Source organism: Rhodococcus sp. CX, from assembly GCF_015865005.1.
In the GTDB taxonomy this organism is placed as follows: Bacteria; Actinomycetota; Actinomycetes; order Mycobacteriales; family Mycobacteriaceae; genus Rhodococcus.
The window spans coordinates 7,442-24,569 of the sequence record NZ_JADZGH010000078.1; the positions used below are offsets into that span (position 1 = coordinate 7,442).

The 17,128-nt window shown below is 68.9% G+C and carries 16 protein-coding genes and 1 pseudogene; 10 read left to right on the plus strand and 7 right to left on the minus strand.

Annotation, left to right across the window (positions count from 1 at the left end):
• From I0Q12_RS32435 to I0Q12_RS08685, 5 genes are all read left to right on the plus strand, one after another.
• On the plus strand, positions 1-560 hold a 560-nt coding region (locus I0Q12_RS32435; RefSeq protein ID WP_231610307.1), incomplete at its 5' end, for a zinc-binding dehydrogenase.
• A gap of 51 nt (positions 561-611) precedes the next feature.
• On the plus strand, positions 612-1,238 hold the full coding sequence (locus I0Q12_RS08670; protein WP_197251539.1) for a TetR/AcrR family transcriptional regulator: 627 nt from the start codon (positions 612-614) through the stop codon (positions 1,236-1,238).
• A gap of 89 nt (positions 1,239-1,327) precedes the next feature.
• Complete coding sequence (locus I0Q12_RS08675) at positions 1,328-2,545, plus strand: acyl-CoA dehydrogenase family protein (RefSeq protein ID WP_197251540.1); 1,218 nt, start codon at positions 1,328-1,330, stop codon at positions 2,543-2,545.
• A complete protein-coding gene (locus I0Q12_RS08680; protein WP_197251541.1) occupies positions 2,542-3,573 on the plus strand; it encodes a phosphotransferase family protein in 1,032 nt (343 codons plus the stop codon). The genes I0Q12_RS08675 and I0Q12_RS08680 overlap by 4 nt, the downstream gene beginning before the upstream one ends.
• Before the next feature lie 14 nt (positions 3,574-3,587).
• On the plus strand, positions 3,588-4,325 hold the full coding sequence (locus I0Q12_RS08685; RefSeq protein ID WP_197251562.1) for an SDR family oxidoreductase: 738 nt from the start codon (positions 3,588-3,590) through the stop codon (positions 4,323-4,325).
• Positions 4,326-4,373: 48 nt separating this feature from the next.
• Here I0Q12_RS08685 and I0Q12_RS08690 read toward each other — a convergent pair whose 3' ends face one another.
• The 4 genes from I0Q12_RS08690 to I0Q12_RS08705 all read right to left on the minus strand — a co-directional run bounded on the left by I0Q12_RS08690 (position 4,374) and on the right by I0Q12_RS08705 (position 8,086).
• Entirely contained in the window at positions 4,374-5,006 is a 633-nt protein-coding gene (locus tag I0Q12_RS08690; protein WP_197251542.1) for a ribulose 1,5-bisphosphate carboxylase large subunit, read from the minus strand.
• An 82-nt stretch (positions 5,007-5,088) separates the two neighbouring features.
• The gene (locus tag I0Q12_RS08695; RefSeq protein ID WP_197251543.1) at positions 5,089-6,504 is read right to left on the minus strand and encodes a pyridoxal-phosphate dependent enzyme; all 1,416 of its coding nucleotides are present in this window, start codon (positions 6,502-6,504) and stop codon (positions 5,089-5,091) included.
• Between the two features lie 168 nt (positions 6,505-6,672).
• Positions 6,673-7,287, minus strand: a complete 615-nt coding sequence (locus tag I0Q12_RS08700) for a maleylpyruvate isomerase N-terminal domain-containing protein (protein ID WP_197251544.1) — start codon at positions 7,285-7,287, stop codon at positions 6,673-6,675.
• A gap of 55 nt (positions 7,288-7,342) precedes the next feature.
• Positions 7,343-8,086 carry a GNAT family N-acetyltransferase gene (locus tag I0Q12_RS08705; protein ID WP_197251545.1) on the minus strand — a complete coding sequence of 248 codons (744 nt, stop codon included), beginning with the start codon at positions 8,084-8,086 and terminating at the stop codon, positions 7,343-7,345.
• Positions 8,087-8,268: 182 nt separating this feature from the next.
• Here I0Q12_RS08705 and I0Q12_RS08710 point away from each other — a divergent pair, with 182 nt between their 5' ends.
• From I0Q12_RS08710 to I0Q12_RS08725, 4 genes are read left to right on the plus strand one after another with little or no spacing between them, the layout of a single operon-like run.
• The gene (locus I0Q12_RS08710) at positions 8,269-8,766 is read left to right on the plus strand and encodes a methylated-DNA--[protein]-cysteine S-methyltransferase (protein ID WP_197251546.1); all 498 of its coding nucleotides are present in this window, start codon (positions 8,269-8,271) and stop codon (positions 8,764-8,766) included.
• Positions 8,753-9,253 carry an RNA polymerase sigma factor gene (locus I0Q12_RS08715; protein ID WP_197251547.1) on the plus strand — a complete coding sequence of 167 codons (501 nt, stop codon included), beginning with the start codon at positions 8,753-8,755 and terminating at the stop codon, positions 9,251-9,253. The genes I0Q12_RS08710 and I0Q12_RS08715 overlap by 14 nt, the downstream gene beginning before the upstream one ends.
• Complete coding sequence (locus I0Q12_RS08720; protein WP_197251548.1) at positions 9,250-9,837, plus strand: methylated-DNA--[protein]-cysteine S-methyltransferase; 588 nt, start codon at positions 9,250-9,252, stop codon at positions 9,835-9,837. Before I0Q12_RS08715 ends, I0Q12_RS08720 begins: the two co-directional genes overlap by 4 nt.
• On the plus strand, positions 9,834-10,724 hold the full coding sequence (locus I0Q12_RS08725; protein ID WP_197251549.1) for a DNA-3-methyladenine glycosylase: 891 nt from the start codon (positions 9,834-9,836) through the stop codon (positions 10,722-10,724). Before I0Q12_RS08720 ends, I0Q12_RS08725 begins: the two co-directional genes overlap by 4 nt.
• Here I0Q12_RS08725 and I0Q12_RS08730 read toward each other — a convergent pair.
• From I0Q12_RS08730 to I0Q12_RS08740, 3 genes and pseudogenes are all read right to left on the minus strand, one after another.
• Positions 10,673-12,180 (minus strand): annotated as a pseudogene (locus I0Q12_RS08730) (bifunctional 3'-5' exonuclease/DNA polymerase). The gene I0Q12_RS08725 and the pseudogene I0Q12_RS08730 sit on opposite strands and share 52 nt — an antisense overlap.
• A 44-nt stretch (positions 12,181-12,224) precedes the next feature.
• A complete protein-coding gene (locus I0Q12_RS08735; protein WP_197251550.1) occupies positions 12,225-13,631 on the minus strand; it encodes a selenium-binding protein SBP56-related protein in 1,407 nt (468 codons plus the stop codon).
• A 110-nt stretch (positions 13,632-13,741) separates the two neighbouring features.
• Entirely contained in the window at positions 13,742-15,973 is a 2,232-nt protein-coding gene (locus tag I0Q12_RS08740; RefSeq protein WP_197251551.1) for an MMPL family transporter, read from the minus strand.
• Between the two features lie 201 nt (positions 15,974-16,174).
• Between I0Q12_RS08740 and I0Q12_RS08745 the strand changes: the two genes are divergently transcribed.
• The coding region (locus I0Q12_RS08745) for a cytochrome c oxidase assembly protein (RefSeq protein WP_307846127.1) at positions 16,175-17,128 on the plus strand (954 nt) is incomplete at its 3' end.

Consider the following 17,128-nt stretch of genomic DNA (forward strand, 5'->3'; position numbering starts at 1 on the left):
TCGTCGTGATCGGCGTCGGCGGTGTCGGTATCAACTCGGTACAGGGCGCGGCCCACGCGGGCGCGCGGCACGTCGTGGCGATCGACCCGGTGCAGTTCAAGCGCGACAAGGCCGTCGAATTCGGCGCCACCCACACGTTCGCGTCGATCGAGGAGGCAGCCCCGGTCATCAGCGAGATCACCTGGGGCGCAATGGCAGAGGTCACGATCATCACCGTCGGCGAGATCCACGGTGACATGATCGCGCCGGCTCTGGGGCTGACCGCCAAGGGCGGCCAGGTCGTCGTGACCGGTATGGGTGCGGCGACCGACACCCAGGTCACGTTGAGCCTGTTCGAGCTCACCCTCCTGCAGAAGCGCCTGCAGGGTGCCATCTTCGGTGGCGTCGGACCACGATCGCAGATCCCGAAGCTGCTCGACCTGTACCGCAGCGGGCAACTCGAACTCGACGGCCTGGTCACCACGACGTACAAGCTCGAGGACATCAACCAGGGCTACGCGGACATGCACGACGGGAAGAACCTGCGCGGGGTCGTCCTGTACGGCGACAACGACTACTGATTCCTGCGCGGACGGTCGAACGGGGCTGCCGGCGTCGCCTACGGTGTCTCCATGGACACCCGAGAGGAAACCGACGCCGGCAGTCCCGGCTCGTGGCGGACGTACGAACCGGCGGTGCTGCCGAAACCGCTGGTAGCTGCGCTCGAGGCGTTCGCCGAACGTGGCTACGACGGCACCTCGATCCGTGAGATCGCCTCGCGTGCAGGACTCTCGGTTCCCGGGCTCTATCACCACTATCCGTCGAAGCAAGCGCTGCTGATGTCGCTGACCACGACGGTGATGAACGACCTGCTCGACCGCAGTCGCCGGGCTCTCGCCGAGGCGGGCCCGACACCGTCGGAGCGGTTCGATGCGGTCGTCGAGTCGCTGCTGCGATTCCACATGTTCCGGCGCAACGAGGCATTCATCGCATCCACCGAGATGCGCAGCATGGAACCCGAGAGCCGGGAGGCATTCGTCGCACTGAGGGACACCCAGCAGCGCATGGTCGACGAGATCGTGCGTGACGGCGTCGCTGCGGGAGAGTTCACGACGCCCTATCCGGAGGACGCGAGCCGGGCCGTGACGACGATGTGCGTGGCGGTGGCCAGTTGGTATCGGGCCGACGGTCCGTTGCCGCCGGACGAGATCGTCGAGCGGTATCTGGCCATCGCACGCAGCGCCGTCGGCGCTCGCTGACTTCGCCCCAGGGTTGACCCTTCCGGTGTCGATGTGTCACCGTGGATACGACCGAGCGATCGATCGGTCGGTGACGGAAGGAGTGCGCGATGGCTGTCGATTTGTCGTATCCCGATCAGGTGGTCGACCTGGTCGCGAAGACCGAGGACTTCATCCGCGACGTGGTATTGCCCGTCGAGGATGCCCACGGCGGTGACATCGCCGCGGCCGGCGGCGAGGCTGCCCGCATCGAGCTGCAGAAGGCGGCCAAGGAAGCCGGTGTCTTCGCCCCGCACGTGGCGGTCGAGTACGGCGGTCACGGACTCGGCATGGTCGATCGTGCCCCGGTGTTCGAGGCGGCGGGCTACTCCCTGTTCGGGCCGATCGCGCTGAACATCGCCGCGCCCGACGAGGGCAACATGCACATGCTCGCGCACATCGCCACCGACGAGCAGAAGCAGCAGTTCCTGGCACCGCTCGCGGCTGGTGACACCCGCTCCGCGTTCGCCATGACCGAACCCGCTCCCGGCGCGGGTGCCGATCCCAATGCGCTGCGCACCCGGGCCGAGAAGGTCGCTGGTGGATGGAAGATCAACGGCCACAAGCACTTCATCACCGGAGCCGACGGAGCCGGATTCTTCATCATCATGGCCCGCACGTCCGGCGAGCCCGGCCAGCGCGGCGGCGCGACGATGTTCCTCGCCCCCGCCGACACCCCCGGACTGAAGGTCGGCCGCCACATCAACACCCTCGACAAGTCGATGATCGGCGGCCACTGCGAGGTCTTCTTCGAGGACGTCTTCGTTCCGGATTCCGCGGTGCTCGGTGAGGTCGACCAGGGCTTCGCCTACGCACAGGTCCGCCTCGGACCCGCCCGCATGACGCACGTGATGCGCTGGCTCGGCGCCGCCCGCCGCGGCCACGACGTCGCCGTCGGCTACGTCGCCGAACGCGAGGGTTTCGGTTCTCGTCTCGGCGACCTCGGCATGATCCAGAAGATGATCGCCGACAACGAGATCGACATCGCCGCCACTCGCGCTCTGCTCGTGCAGGCGTGCTGGGCGCTCGACGGCGGATCGCACGCGGGGAACGAGACCTCCATCGCCAAGACCTTCGCGGCCGAGGCCATCTTCCGCATCGTGGACCGTTCGGTGCAGATGTGCGGCGGGCTGGGCGTGTCCGAGGACCTGCCGCTCGCGCGCCTGTCCCGCGAGGTCCGCCCGTTCCGCGTGTACGACGGGCCGTCCGAGGTGCACCGCTGGGCCATCGCCAAGCGCACCGTCGGCGCCGCCCGCAAGGCCGCTGCCGCGAAGGCGGCGCAGTCGTGACGGCCGTGAAGCACGAGGGACTGGATCTTCCTGCCCTGCAACGCTTCCTCGAATCCTCCGGAGTTCCCGTCGGCGGCGAATTGCGCGCCGAACTGATCTCCGGCGGCAAATCGAACCTCACCTACGGCATCTCGGACGGCGTGTCCGACTGGGTGCTGCGTCGTCCCCCCACCGCGGGGCTCACCCCGTCGGCGCACGACGTCGCCCGTGAATACCGCGTCGCGGATGCGCTGCAGAACTCCGCCGTCCCGGTCGCGCGCACGGTCGCGCTGTGCGAGGACGACGCGGTGATGGGTGCTCCGTTCACCGTCGTCGAGCGTGTCGACGGCCAGGTGATTCGCAGCAAGGACGATCTCGACGCCCTCAGCGATGCCGAAATCGAGTCGTGCACCGACGAACTCGTGCGCGTACTCGTCGCACTGCACAATGTCGACTACCGCGCCGCCGGGCTGGGTGAGTTCGGTCGCCCGGACGGCTACGTGACCCGGCAGGTGAAGCTGTGGGCCGGGCAGTGGGAGCGGGTCAAGTCCCGCGACCTGCCCGACATCGACCGGCTGCACGCGGCGTTGGCCGACTCGATCCCCGAATCGCCCGCGCCGTCCATCGTCCACGGCGACTACCGCATCGACAACACCATCCTCGCCGGCGACGACGTGGGAAAGGTTGTGGCCGTGGTCGACTGGGAGCTGGCGACGCTCGGAGACCCGTTCACCGACCTCGCGCTGATGTGCGTGTACCGCAATCCCGCGCTCGACCTGGTGCTCGGCATGCCTGCCGCGTGGACCAGTCCGCGGCTGCCGTCCACCGACGACCTCGCCCAGAAGTACGCAGTCGCGACCGGACGCGACATCCCGCACTGGAATTTCTATCTCGCCCTTGCAAACTTCAAGCTCGCAGTGATCGCCCAGGGCATCGACCACCGTTGGCGCGCCGGCGCGACCATCGGTGACGGATTCGACAAGGCCGGGGACTCCGTCCCCGCGTTCGTGGCCGCCGGCCTCGCTGCGCTGAAAGGACAGACGTCGTGAGCTCCGATAGCAAGCTGAACCGCAGCGCGCTGATCACCGGCGCTTCCCGCGGAATCGGACTCGGGGTCGCCATCCGCCTCGCCGAGCAGGGCTACGGGCTGACCATCAGCGCCCGTGACCCGGAGCGCCTCGACAAGGTCGCCGCGCAACTGCTCGAAGCGGGTGCACCTGAGGTGCGGTCCGTCGCCGTCGATCTCACCGACCCGGCCGCCGCCGTGCAGGTCGTCGGTGCCCACACCCGCGTTGAGCACGAGAGCCCGCATGGTCCCGAAGGTTTCCTCGTGGGCACCGCCGGCAACATCGCCGAGTTCCCGATGCGCCGCTTCGACAAGACCCTCGCGGTGAATCTGGCCGCACCGTTCGCGCTGCTGCAGGCATCGCTGCCGCTGCTGCGTTCCGCCGCCGCTGCCCAGCCGGATCGTGGTGCGAAAGTGATTGCGCTGTCGTCGATCACCGGCGTGTATTCGGAACCGGGGCTGTCCGTCTACGGTGCGACGAAGGCCGCGCTCATCTCCCTCGTCGAAACTCTCAACGCCGAGGAATCGGCCAACGGGATCAGCGCGTCGGCGATCGCCCCGGCCTACGTCGACACCGACATGTCGGATTGGATCAAGGAGAAGATCCCCGCGAACGAGATGCTCGAGGTGAACGACGTCGTCGAAATCGTCGACGCGTTGCTCAAGCTGTCCTCGCGAGCGGTCCTGTCGCGGCTCGTGCTCAGCCGGGCCGGGACGGACGGCTACCGGGCATAGATCCCCGAACCGACGGTGAACTTCAACGACGCCTGACCGCGCACACGGTCAGGCGTCGTCGCCGTTCTCCTTCTCCTCGCCGCGTCGGCGCAGGAAGCTGAATCCCGGCACGCCGACGATCGCCTGCCGCACGTCCTTCGCGACCCCGAGCAGTTCGTGGATCTCCGGGGCGACGGTCTCGAGGGTGCCGAGGATCGGCATCAGTGCCGTCATCCGATCCGCGAGCTCGGGCAGCTGATCGAGCAGCACGACCGCCGCGTGCACTTCCTCGGCGCTGAGCTCCTCGATGAACTGGGTGGCGAGCGGAGCCGCCTGCCGGGCCACCGGCGCGTAGGTGTCGAGCAGCTCGCTCGCCGTTTCGGACGTACGGGCAACGGAGGCCACCACCTCCTGCGCACTGTCCGCGACGGCGGTCACCTCCACGACCACCGCGGAGCTGCGGTCGACGACCGCGTCGACCCGACCGACGGTCGCGCGGGCGTCGGTGACCACATCGTCGATCCGCGCGACGATCTCGCGCGCATCGGTGACCACGTTGTCGATACGTGCCACCAGGGCCTCGGTCGTTTCGAGCAGATTCACGACGCGGCCCGGGACGGACACCGCGAACTCGGCGACCTCCACGGTCCTGTCCAGAACGCCGCGGGCGGCACCGAGGGGAACGGCGAAAAGCGACAACATGCGCTCATCCTGCCGGACGGCTGTCACGCCCCTTGCGGAGGAGTCGGGAAGGACGCCGAGCAACCGGTGCGGGCCGGGCCTCTCAGTGTCCCGGCACCGGATCGCGGAGGATGCTCGCGTCCACGAGCCGGGTTGCGCGTCCGTCACGGGCGACGACGACCGCGCCGTCGTGGTCACCGATCCTGTGCAACGCGGCGATCGCGGACTCGGTGACACCCACCACGGGAAGCGGCGGTTCGAGGTGGTCGCCGATCGGATCGTCCACAGGAGCAGCGGCCAGCGTTGCCGCGGAGACGGAACCGAAGACCTCCGCGACGACCGTGCCGCCTGCGGCCGGGCGAGCCAGCACGACCGGCAGTGCCGGGGCATCGGCAAGCACGTCCCGCGCCTGCGCAACCGTCGCGTCGGACGGCACGGTACGAACAGGGGTGCCGAACCGTCCGAGGATTTCTTTCACGGTGGGTTCCGACACGCCGTGGAACAGGGTGAATCCGAGTCGGCCGAGCCATTCGTCGTCGAAGTACTTGGACAGGTACGACCGCCCGGAATCGGGCACGATCACGACCACCACGTCGTCGGGTCCGAGCGTCCTCGCGACACGGAGGGCCGCTGCGACCGCGGTGCCGGCGGAGCCCCCGACGAGCAAGCCTTCCTCCCGGGCCAGCCGGTGCACCACCGACAACGCCTCGGCGTCCGGGATCCGCTCGATCCGATCGACGACGTCCGGCCGGTACGAGTCCGGCCACTCGTCTACCACCGTCTGCGGATGCAGGAAGTGACCGACCGCTTCGACGTACCAGGCGCGTCCGTCGCCGCCGCCGTAAACGGAGGTCTCGGGGTCGGCGCCGACAACCGTGACCGCGCCCTCGGATACCGCAGACAGATATTCACCTGCGCCCGTGATGGTTCCGCCCGTTCCGATACCGGCGACGAAATGGGTGATGCGGCCACGGGTCTGGCGCCAGATCTCCGGGCCGGTCGTCGCGCGATGCGCGCCCGGGTTGGCGGGATTGGCGTACTGCCCGGCGAGCCAGGCTCCGGGGATTTCGGAGGCCAACCGGGCCGCCACATTGCGCACGAAGTCCGGATGGTGACTGGGTCGGCCACCGGGTGTCACGTGCACAGTTGCACCGTGCGCACGGAGGAGGGCGATCTTCTCCGCGCTGGTCTTGTCCGGTACCACGACGACCGAGCGGTAGCCCCGCGCGGCAGCGATCAGGCTCAGTCCGACACCGGTGTTGCCGGATGTCCCCTCCACTATCGTGCCGCCCGGTCCGAGTTCACCCGATTCCTCCGCGGCTCGGATCATCGCCAGCGCTGCCCGATCCTTCACGCTTCCACCGGGATTGAGGAACTCCAGTTTCGCGAACACGGCGGCCTCGATGCCCTCGGTGACCGCATTCAGCCGAACGAGGGGCGTGTTGCCGACGGCATCGGCGATCGAATCGAAGACACCGAGCGTGGAAGGATCCTCCACCTGCCCCTCGAGGATTGTCATCGTCGTCCACCCTTCGGATCGACCACAGCGGTCGGTGTGCTGTTTCCGTCGACGAGGAGCGTGTCAGCTTCCCTTCACGGGCGACAGGGTTCGCCTCACCGTGGTCGGATTCCGCTCTGGGTGCCCGACCGGCCGTTGCCCGACCGGCGTGCGCACCCGGTTGCGCAGCTATACGACGGAATAGCCTCCGGGCAGGGAGATCCGACCGGTCAGCGCCCTCAGTACGGTCGCCCCGTCACCGAGCGCTACGGCGATTCTCGCCGCCAGCAGCGTGGACTCGACCAGGACATCGTCGGGAGGCGTGTAGGGGACACCCGCGGCGGCGGCGATATCGAGGCCGTGGACGGCGAGTTCGAAGGTTCGCGTGGGGAGATAGGAATGCAGCCGGATCCCCAACCCTCCGATCACCCGGATCCGCCGATCCTCACCGGCACCGAGCCGCTCGAGCACCGCCTTCGCAAGAGCATCGACGGACGCCACCGGGTCGTCACCGAGGTCGGCACCTGCCTGCCGGCCGCGTTCGAGTATCTCGTCCGCGCCGAGAACCGAGGACAGCTCCTTCACGCGTACGTAGTACTGCTCCGGGCTCGCGATGTCCTCGGCGTCGGCAGAGTTGTCGATGTACGTCATGACCGTCGTCAGTGAGCGCGAGGCGTGACCGATCAGGGAGCGAAGGTCCCACTCGCCGAGCCCCGGTCCGCTCCAGCGGTTCTCCGGAACGGTGCGGACCAACTCCGAGAAACTGCGTACCGCAGACACATACGTCGCTACCGGTGATTCCATGTCTTCTCCGTCGAACAGATCGAACCCGACGGAAGAATGAAACCACGCATGTCCTCTACCGGCAGACCATCGGCCGCTCGGCTGGTGTGCGCACCCGCGTCAACACGGATCGCTTGCGCAGGGCGAACCCCAGGTTCTCGTAGAGCCGGATCGCGGTCGTGTTCGCCGCCGACGCGTGGAGGAACGGGATCTCGCCGCGTGCGCGGATCCCGGCACCGACGGCCCTCACGAGACGCGCGCCGAACCCGCGCCCACGGAACTCGGCATCCGTGCACACGGCGCTGATCTCGGTCCATCCCGGCGGATGCAGACGCTCCCCGGCCATCGCGACCAGGCGCCCGTCCACCCTGATGCCCAGGTAGGTGCCCATCTCGACGGTCCGCAGAAGGTACGGTCCCGGCCGGGTGCGGGCCACGAGATCGAGGATCTCCGGGACGTCGGCGGTACCGAGGACCGCGAGGTCGGGGTCCGGTTCGACGACCAGATCCGTGCCGTCCATCTGGACGAGACCGAACGAGCCGAGCGTCTCCCAGCCCTGCGGCGGCTCGTGTCCCGGTCCGCGAACCGCCACCTCGGTGCTCGGTCCGACGAGCGCGGCGAGATCCGCCCAATCCTCGTCCCGCATCACCGCCGGGTGCCCGATGTGTCCCGCGACGTCCGGTTGGTAACCGCCGATCCGACCCGACCACCGCGCGAAATGCGCGTGAACTCCGCGCAGCGACTGCCGGATGGGATCGTCGAGTGGGTGGACGTCCTCGTCCACCGTCGTGTCGATCGTGGTCGAAGAAGCTGTGGTCACCTCGGGCACGCTCGATACTCGATCACGGGAACTTTCGCCTGTCACCGGTTCTGTTCAGGCTGCGCGCAACGGGCCTGCGGCCGAAGGACGGCTCGGGGCGAGCGGGAAATCGAGCCGGTAATCTCACGTTTGCATCCGTCGATGCGTCTACCCGGTATACGACGGATGGAAGGATCGAACCCGTGAACGCGACGCGAACCCACACGTTCATCGACTCACCGATCGGACCGCTGACATTGGTGCAGACGGACGGAGCACTCAGCGGCCTGTACCTCGCCGAGCATCGGCATCGTCCCGACCCGGCGACCTTCGGTTCGCGGACCGAACGCGGCTTCGAGCAGGTCCGCGAGCAACTCGACGAGTATTTCGCCGGGGACCGCACCGAGTTCACGATGCCGCTCACGCTCGTGGGAACGGAGTTCCAGCGCAGCGTCTGGGCCGCGCTGCGCGCGATCGAGTACGGCTCCACGTGCACGTATGCGGAATTGGCAGCGGCGATCGGTCGCCCCACGGCGATCCGCGCGGTCGCCGCGGCCAACGGCCGGAACCCGGTGAGCATCGTGGTGCCGTGCCACCGTGTCATCGGCAGCGACGGCACCCTCACCGGTTACGCGGGTGGGCTCGATCGCAAACGGTTCCTCCTCGACCGCGAGTTCCGGACCGTTCATGCCCCGGCCTGACCGGCTACCGCCGTTCGAACGGGTGGTCGCGACGCACGGCGCGACCGTGCTGCGGGTGTGCCGGGCACTGCTCGGGCCGGTCGACGCGGACGACGCCTGGTCCGAAACGTTCCTCGCGGCATTGCGGGCCTACCCGGACCTCGAGCCCGGCCGCAATGTCGAGGCGTGGCTCGTGACCATCGCGCATCGCAAGGCGATCGACGTGCACCGCGTCCGCGCCCGCATCCCGGTGCCCACCGAGACCCTGCCGGAGCGGCCGGCTTCCACCGGTATCCCAGGCTCCGGCGACGACGAACTGTGGCAGGCGGTCGCGGCGCTGCCGTTCACACAGCGCGCCGCCGTCGTCTACCACCACGTCGCGGGTCTGCCGTACGCGGAGATCGCCGAGATCCTCGGGAACAGTACCGACGCGGCCCGCCGTGCCGCAGCGGACGGACGGGCCGCGCTGCGCCGTCACTACCAGCTCGAGACAGGAACCCGGCGATGAACCTTCCCCGCCCCCAGGCCTCCACGACGGATCTCGCGTGGCTGCACACCCGCCTCGTCGTCGATGCCCAGGCCGCCGGCCTGCTCGACCTCGCCTATCGTGTCGTCGATTCGCCCGTCGGACCGCTCCTCGTCGCCGCGACCGGCACCGGAATCGTGCGCGTCGCGTTCGCAGCCGATGGATATGACGACATCCTCGACGACCTCGCCGCCCGGATCAGTCCGCGCATCCTCGAAGCACCCGCGCGTCTCGACTCCGCGGCACGACAGCTCGACGAGTACTTCCACGGCCGTCGCCACACCTTCGACCTTCCGCTGGATCTGCGGCTCGCCACCGGTTTCCGACGCGATGTCATCGTGCATCTACCGACCATCGGCTACGGGCACACGGCGAGCTATGCGGAGGTCGCCGCGGCCTCGGGTAGTCCCCGCGCGGTCCGGGCCGTGGGCACCGCATGCGCGAAAAATCCTCTGCCGGTGATCGTTCCGTGTCACCGGGTGGTGCGCAGCGACGGCGGGATCGGGCAGTACGTCGGCGGTGTCGACGCCAAACGCGCACTGTTGCAGCTGGAGTCGTCGGCGTGAGCACCGTCGTCGGCCTGCCGGTGAACGGGCCGTTCGCGATGGTGCCGCTGCTCGCGGCGCTGCGCGGTCACACCGTGCCCGGTCTCGAACGACACGACGCGACCCTCGGCACCCACACGCGGGCCGTGCGCGGCGAACTCGGCCCGGCCGTCGTCACCGTCACGCGGGGCGACACCGCTATCGTGCGGGCGGAGATCGATGCGACCCATCGCGGTGATGTCCCGGCACTCGTACAGACGGTACGCCGCTGGCTTGATCTCGACGCCGACCCGGTCGCCGTCGACACCGCGCTGAGCGTCGACCCGCTGCTTGCGCCGCTGGTGGCGGCGCGTCCGGGGCTGCGGGTGCTCGGCTCCACCCACTGGTTCGAGACGGCGGTGCAGACGGTGATCGGCCAGCAGGTCAGCGTCGCGGCCGGGTGCACGTTCACCGCGCGGCTCGTCGCGGCCTACGGCGACCCCGCGCCGCAGGGATACACGTGCTTCCCGCTGCCACACCGGCTCGCCGACGCCGACCCCGACGAACTGCGCGCCGCTGTGGGGCTGACCCGGTCGCGTGCACGGACCGTGCGGGTCCTGGCCCGTGCTGTCGCCGACGGCCTGCACCCGTCGTTGCCGGAGTTCCGGACCGAGCTGCTGGCGCTGCCGGGAATCGGGCCGTGGACCGTCGACTACCTGTCGGTGCGTGCCCTCGGCGACCGCGACGCCTACCCGTCCGGCGACCTGGTGCTGCGGCGCGCGCTCGGAGTCGCGACGGCCCGTGAAGCCGAAGCCCGCGCCGAATCGTGGAGCCCGTGGCGTGCCTACGCCGCGACGCACCTGTGGACCGAAGCCGTCTATTCGGCGTCCTCGGCATCGTCCGGTGTCGGTTCGTCGCCCTCGGCGTAGGAGGTCCGTACCGACATCTTCATCGGGAATCGGACGGCGGTGTCGCCGAACAACAATCGCGTCGCGACCGCGACCGACGCCTGGAGGTGCGCGGCCGCAGCATCCGGGTTGCGGGTGTGTACCACCAGCTCGTCGTGCTGGAAGAACACCAGTTCGCCGACGGTACGATCCGGGTCCGTCATGAGTCGTCGGCGCAGTTCGGCGAGCACGCACAGTGCCCACTCGGCGGCGGTGGCCTGCACGACGAAATTGCGAGTGAAGCGACCACGCGCCCGTGCATCACCGTGCTCGTGGAAACCGTCCTCCGGCGGTGGGCACGCCCGTCCCAGCCACGAATGCACCACCTCGCCACGTTCACCGGCGCGGGCAGCCCGCTCCACATAATCGACGGCGATCGGAAAACGACTGCGCAGCAAGGGCAACAGCGGGCGCGCGTCGCCGGATGTCCCGCCGTACAGGACGGCGAGAATCGCGACCTTCGCCTTGCCACGGTCGCCGCGAGGATCCGTGGTTCGAGCTGCCCGGCGTCGGCGATCACGAATGTGTGCCCCGGGTCGGCAATCACACTGGACCGCAATGATTTCGGAATCTGCAGTGCGCCGCCGCCGCGGCTGGCCCACCGGCCCGACACCACCGCGCCCGGCACGTACACGGGCCGGAACCGCGACCCGCGTACCCAGGTGTCGAGCCACTGCCACCCGTTGGCGCTGAACAGCTTCGACAGGTCGCGGTGTTGCAGCAGCAACGGCACGGCGGGATGGTCGATTTCCCGCAGCACCCACTTGCGGGTCGACGTCAGCTCGATTCCGGCGCGGCGGAACGCGTCGATCACCTCGGCGGGGGAAGCGGGATTGAGCCGACGGCCGAAGGCGTCCCCGATCCGCTCGTTCAACTCCGCGATCCGCACGGGCAGGTCGTATCCGAGCGGCCGTGGCCCCAGCGCGTCTTCGAGTAGCCGCCGGTGCGCGTCGGCGGAGAACGGCAGTCCGTCGAATCCCATCTCGGCGGCCGCGAGGGTGCCCGCCGATTCCGCCGCCACGAGCAGTTCGAGCCGGGCGTTGCCGGCCAGCGCCGTCCGGTGCTCGGTGAATTCGGCGATCACCGCGTTCGGGTCGGCGGCGGGCGCCGCGTCGAACAGGCCGGGGCGGTCGTCGATCGGCTCGTCGCCCAGGGGAACCGGCACACCCGCGCGCATGCCCAGGATCGCGCGGGTGGTCGCGAGGTCATGGCATCGCTGAACCCGCACGCCGGCGCGCAACAGCGCCGGATACACGGCGGCGGTGTTCGACCAGACCCATCGGGGACGATCCGCGGCCTCGATGTCGCGCACGGCCTCGGCGAGATCGCGATGCCGGGTCACCGCGCCCAGCGGACCACCGGCGTCGTCGACGGCGACGATGCTCGCGCCCGGCGTCTCACCGCCCGCAGCGGCGTCGGGGACCACGACCATTCGCATCGGTCCAGTGTGCCCGCACCCTCCGACATTCCCGCCGGCGGTCGCTACCGGTAGCAGTAGGAATCGGACGAAGCGTCGCCACCCTGGAGGCGAACCTGGTGCGCCCGCAGGCCCCGAAAGTCCTCGCCGTGTGGGAAGAAGCGCTCGTCGATGGCCATCCCGCCGCGAGGGTCGGTGTGCAGCAGTGCCATCCAGGCGCCGACCCCGTCCGGGTAGAACTGGTCGTCCCAGGCGCCGTACAGGGAGTTGGTGACGTAGACCCGCTTACCGTCCCGGCTGATCTCGACCATCTGTGGACCGCCGGACAGCGGCTCGCTCGGTACCGCCGGATGTGCGCCGCGCCCGACGATTCCGCCGAGCCGGACGGATCCGGTCTGCCTCGGGTGGGCGGGGTCGCGCACGTCGAACTGCTTGAGTTCGCCGGTGCCCCAGCACGAGACGTAGAGGAACGCGTCGTCGACGGATAGGTCGATGTCGGTGATCAGCGGAGGCACCGCTCCGAACGGCTTCAGCGCCGGCGGCAGCAGGTCCGGCTCGGCCGGCTCGGCGGCGATGGTGATCACCTTGTCCACTGCCCAGCCGCCATCGTCACGGTGCCAACGCCATACCGACGCGGACAGGTCCTCGGTCGAGACGACTACGCCGACGAAACCCCACGTGGCCTCCGGGTCGTGCGAGGGGCGCAGCTCGAGCGGCATCTGGTGCTGCGCGCCGAGGTCCACTCGCTGCTGGTGCGCGCCCGTGGACAGGTCCCAGAAGTGAATCGCATGGCCGTACTCGTTCGCCAGCAGCAGCTCGGGTACCAACCCGTCCTCGATCATCGACGGTGTGCCCCATTCGCTGCTGATCAGCGTGTTCTGGTTGAGATGCCACCAAGCGTCGTACGCGAAATATTGTGGCCCCCGGTCGGTTTCCCATTGACGGAGCACGTCGAACGTGCCGTGATCGAGCAGGGCGATCCCGCCCGGGCCGTCCGATCCGTCGGCACCGCCCAGGCAGGTCATGAACACGCCGTCCGGCCCGCAATGCAACGTGTGCGGTCGGGAGTAGCCCGCCTTGGCGGCGAGGTCGACGGCGTCCACGACCCTGGTCACGGTGGGTTGACGCGGGTCGGGCTGGGTGTCGAGCACGTAGAGGGAAGACGAGCGCAGACCCGGCACGATCAGGTATCGGCGCGCCAACCCCTCCATATCGTGGCCCTCGTGTTTCAACGCGCTGCTACAGGCGTTCCAGCCGAAATGATGCAGCTCGTTGCCCAGCCCGGGAACCTCGGTCCAGCCCACCACGCGGCCGTAGGTGTCCGAGTCGGGATCCACGTCGATCACGCTCATCGCGTCGGGCTTGTCCGCCGCGCGATCGAACGCGGCCACGTAGGCCAATCGCTCCGGCGGGGCGGCGGCCGCGTCCGCTGCCGTCCGATAGAAGGTCGGGTCCATGATCGGCTGACTCATTGCAGCCTCCTTCGTTGAGGAAAACCCCATTTCACAGAGTACGAGAACCGCCCGAGGGGCGGAACCGTGGTGAGCACCGTCGTCTGGGCGAAGCATTCGTCGGAAAAGCCCTACGGGCGTCCGCGAGCCATCGCCGACGGCCACCAGATGATCCGGCCGAGGTCGTGGGACAGGGCCGGGACGAGAATGCTGCGCACCACGATTGTATCGAGCAGCACCCCGAACGCGACCGTGAAACCGATCTCGGCGAGGAACACCAGCGGAAGGATTCCGAGCACCGAAAATGTCGCGGCCAGCACCACACCCGCGGAGGTGATGACACCGCCGGTCACGGCCAGCCCGCGCAGCACTCCGGATCGGGTGCCGTGCTGGACGGTTTCCTCGCGAACCCGCGTCATCAGGAAGATGTTGTAGTCGATGCCCAGCGCCACGAGGAACACGAAGGCGAACAGGGGGAACGCTGGATCGGCGCCGGCGAATCCGAAGACGTGCGTGAAGAAGAAGCCGCTGACACCGAGGGCCGTCGCGAACGACAGCACCACCGTCACAATGAGCAGCAGCGGCGCGAGCAGCGACCGGAGCAGCACGGACAGAACCACGAAGATAACGACCAGAACGATCGGGATGATGAGGTTCCGGTCGCGCACCGAGGACTGCTGCACGTCCAGTGTCGCGGCCGTGGTGCCGCCGACCCGCGCGTCGGCGCCGGGTACGGCGTGCACGGCGTCGCGCAGCCGTTCGATCGTGGCGAGCGCCGCGGGTGAATCGTAGGAGTTGGCGAGCTCGGCGTTGATCATGGTGCGACCGTCGATCGGGGCGACGGTCAGCGCCGCGGGCGGACATCCCTGAACCGGCGCGGACGCAAGACCCGGGTTCGCGGCGAGCAGGGCCCGCGCCTTCGCATAGTCGATCTGCGGGCACACCGCGCCCGGACCGGTCGCGATGCCCTCGACCCCGGAGATCGCCGCGATCACGGCATCGGCGGTGTCGGCGTTCGCGGTGACGACCGCGGGTGCGCCGGCGCCGGGGGAGAACTTCTGGGCATAGAGCTCCTGGCCGGTCACCGCGTCCGGTTTCGTCGTGAAACTCTCGGTGGTCGTGAGCCCGTCGGTGTGCAGGCTGCCGATGCCCGCGGCGAACAGCACGAGCAGCGCGAGGGTGGTGCCGATCCACGCCGGCCGGTCGTGCCGGCCCACCCACGACGCGATCCGCCCCCACATCCCGTGCGTGGCGAGGTCGACGGCATGATCGGGCATCGGCCGCCGCGGCCAGAACACCCACCGGCCCGCGACCGCCAGCGACACCGGCAAGAACGTCATCATCACCAGGTAGGTGCAAGCTATGCCGATCGCCGCGACCGGCCCGAGACCCTTGTTGGAATTGAGCTCGGAGAACATCAGGCACAGCAGCGCCACGGTCACGGTCGCCGCAGAAGCGGTGATAGCCCCCACCGACTCCCGCCACGCGCGGATCATCGCGTCGAACCGGTTCGGGTAGGTGTGCAGTTCCTCGCGGTAGCGCGACACCAGCAACAGGGCGTAGTCGGTGCCGGCACCGATCACGAGGACGAACAGGATGCCCTGGCTCTGCCCGTTGAGGGTGAGTATGTCGGCCTTCGCGAGGAAGTACACGATCATCGACGCCATGCCGAGGGCGAGCAGCGCCGACAACAGCGGAAACACCCACAGCACGGGGGAGCGGTAGACGACGAGCAGGATCAGCACGACCACCGCGAGCGCCGTCAGCAGCAGCGAGCTGTCGATGCCCTCGAATGCGCCGATGAATGCGGTGAGCAACCCGCCGACCCCGGCCGGATACACCGCGAGCCCGGTGTCGCCGACGGCGGTGCGCGCGGCGTCGAGCACCGCCTCCTCGGTGGCGACGAGCTGATCGCCGGTGACGTCGGTGCCGTCACGGCTGGCGAGAAGCGGCACGGGCACCGCGGCGGTGGTGCCGTCGGCGGAGAATGCGGTCGGGGTCATGCCCTCGACGTCGACACCCTCCACTCCGGCGATCGCGGTGCGCGCGGATTCGACGGCGGCACGGTCCGCGTCGGTCAGGCCGCTGTCGCGGTGGAACACCACGGAACCCGGCAGGGACTGGACGGGCACGAATCGTTCCGTCTCGTCGGCGACGAGCGTCGATTCCGCGGTGCGTGACAGGAACGAGGCGTTGTCGTTCTTCTGGACCTCGGTGAGTTTGGCCTGGAACGACCCGCCGATGCCGCCGACGAGGAACGCCACGATCGCGAGTGCGACGATCGTGAAGATCGGCAGCTTTCGCCGTGGCGGCGGAATCGATCCGTCGTCGCTCCGTGTTTCCGTCGATACCGATTCGGCCATCGGGCCCCCTGAATCGTCCGGTCGGTAGACGCGTGGCACCCAGTACAACACGCCGGAGCCGGGACCGCTCGACCATTGCTTCCGTGAACGGGTGAGAGGGTGGCGTCGGCGGCCATTCGTGTTCAAAAGGCAAGGTCAAGGGCGGTAAATGTCCGTAGCCCGGAGCGGTCGGGCGCTGTCACGTGGGCGCACAATGTGGCGGTGTCGATCGTCGAGACTCCGCTGACGCTGTCCACCGCTATCGGTTCATGGCAGTGGGACATCCCCACACTGGCTGTCACCGCCGCTCTGTCATGGGGATACGGGCGCGCGCATTTCCGGCAGACGCGTGCAGGCACGGGCGTGGGGCGGGGACGGGGACGGGCCTGTTGCTTCCTGCTCCTCGGCTGCGCGACGTGGGCGGTCGCCGCGACGAGCTTCATCGGTGTGTACGCCGACACCCTGTTCTGGGTTCGCGCCCTGCAGGTCGTGCTCCTGCTGCTGGTCGTGCCGTTCGGCCTGGCGCTGGGCAAACCCGTGACGGTGCTGCGCGGCGCACTCGGACCCACCGGTCGGCAGCGAGTGGACGCTGCCGTGTCCGGCCGCGGCGCGCGAATCCTCGCGCATCCCGCGACGACCTCGGTCGCCATGCTCGCCACCCCGTGGCTGCTGTACCTCACCGGCTGGTATCCCGCGGTCCTCACCCATTCCTGGGTCGACCAGATCACCCGGCTAGTGCTGGTCCTGGTCGGCTTCGGGTACTTCTACTCCCGGATCCAGGTGGACCCGGTGCCGCGTCGTTTCTCCCAGATGATCTCCATGACGATCGCAGTGGTCGAAGTGATCGGTGACGGTCTCCTCGGCCTGGTCCTCTGGTTCGGACCGCTCGTCGCCGTCGAGCACTACGAGCAGATCGCCCGGACCTGGGGGCCGGATCTGCGCACCGACCAGATCATCGGTGCGGGCATGCTGTCGATCCTCGGCGACGTCATCGGCATCCCGTTCCTGCTGGTGCTGATGCGGGCGTTCACGCTCGACGAACGGGCCAACGCGGCGGCCGTGGACGCCGAACTCGACGCGATGGAACACGACGCCATGGAACGTGACACCTTGGAACGCGACGCGGCCCGGCGATCCGGTCCGGACCGCTCGGGTGTCGCCGGGGCCGATCGAGAA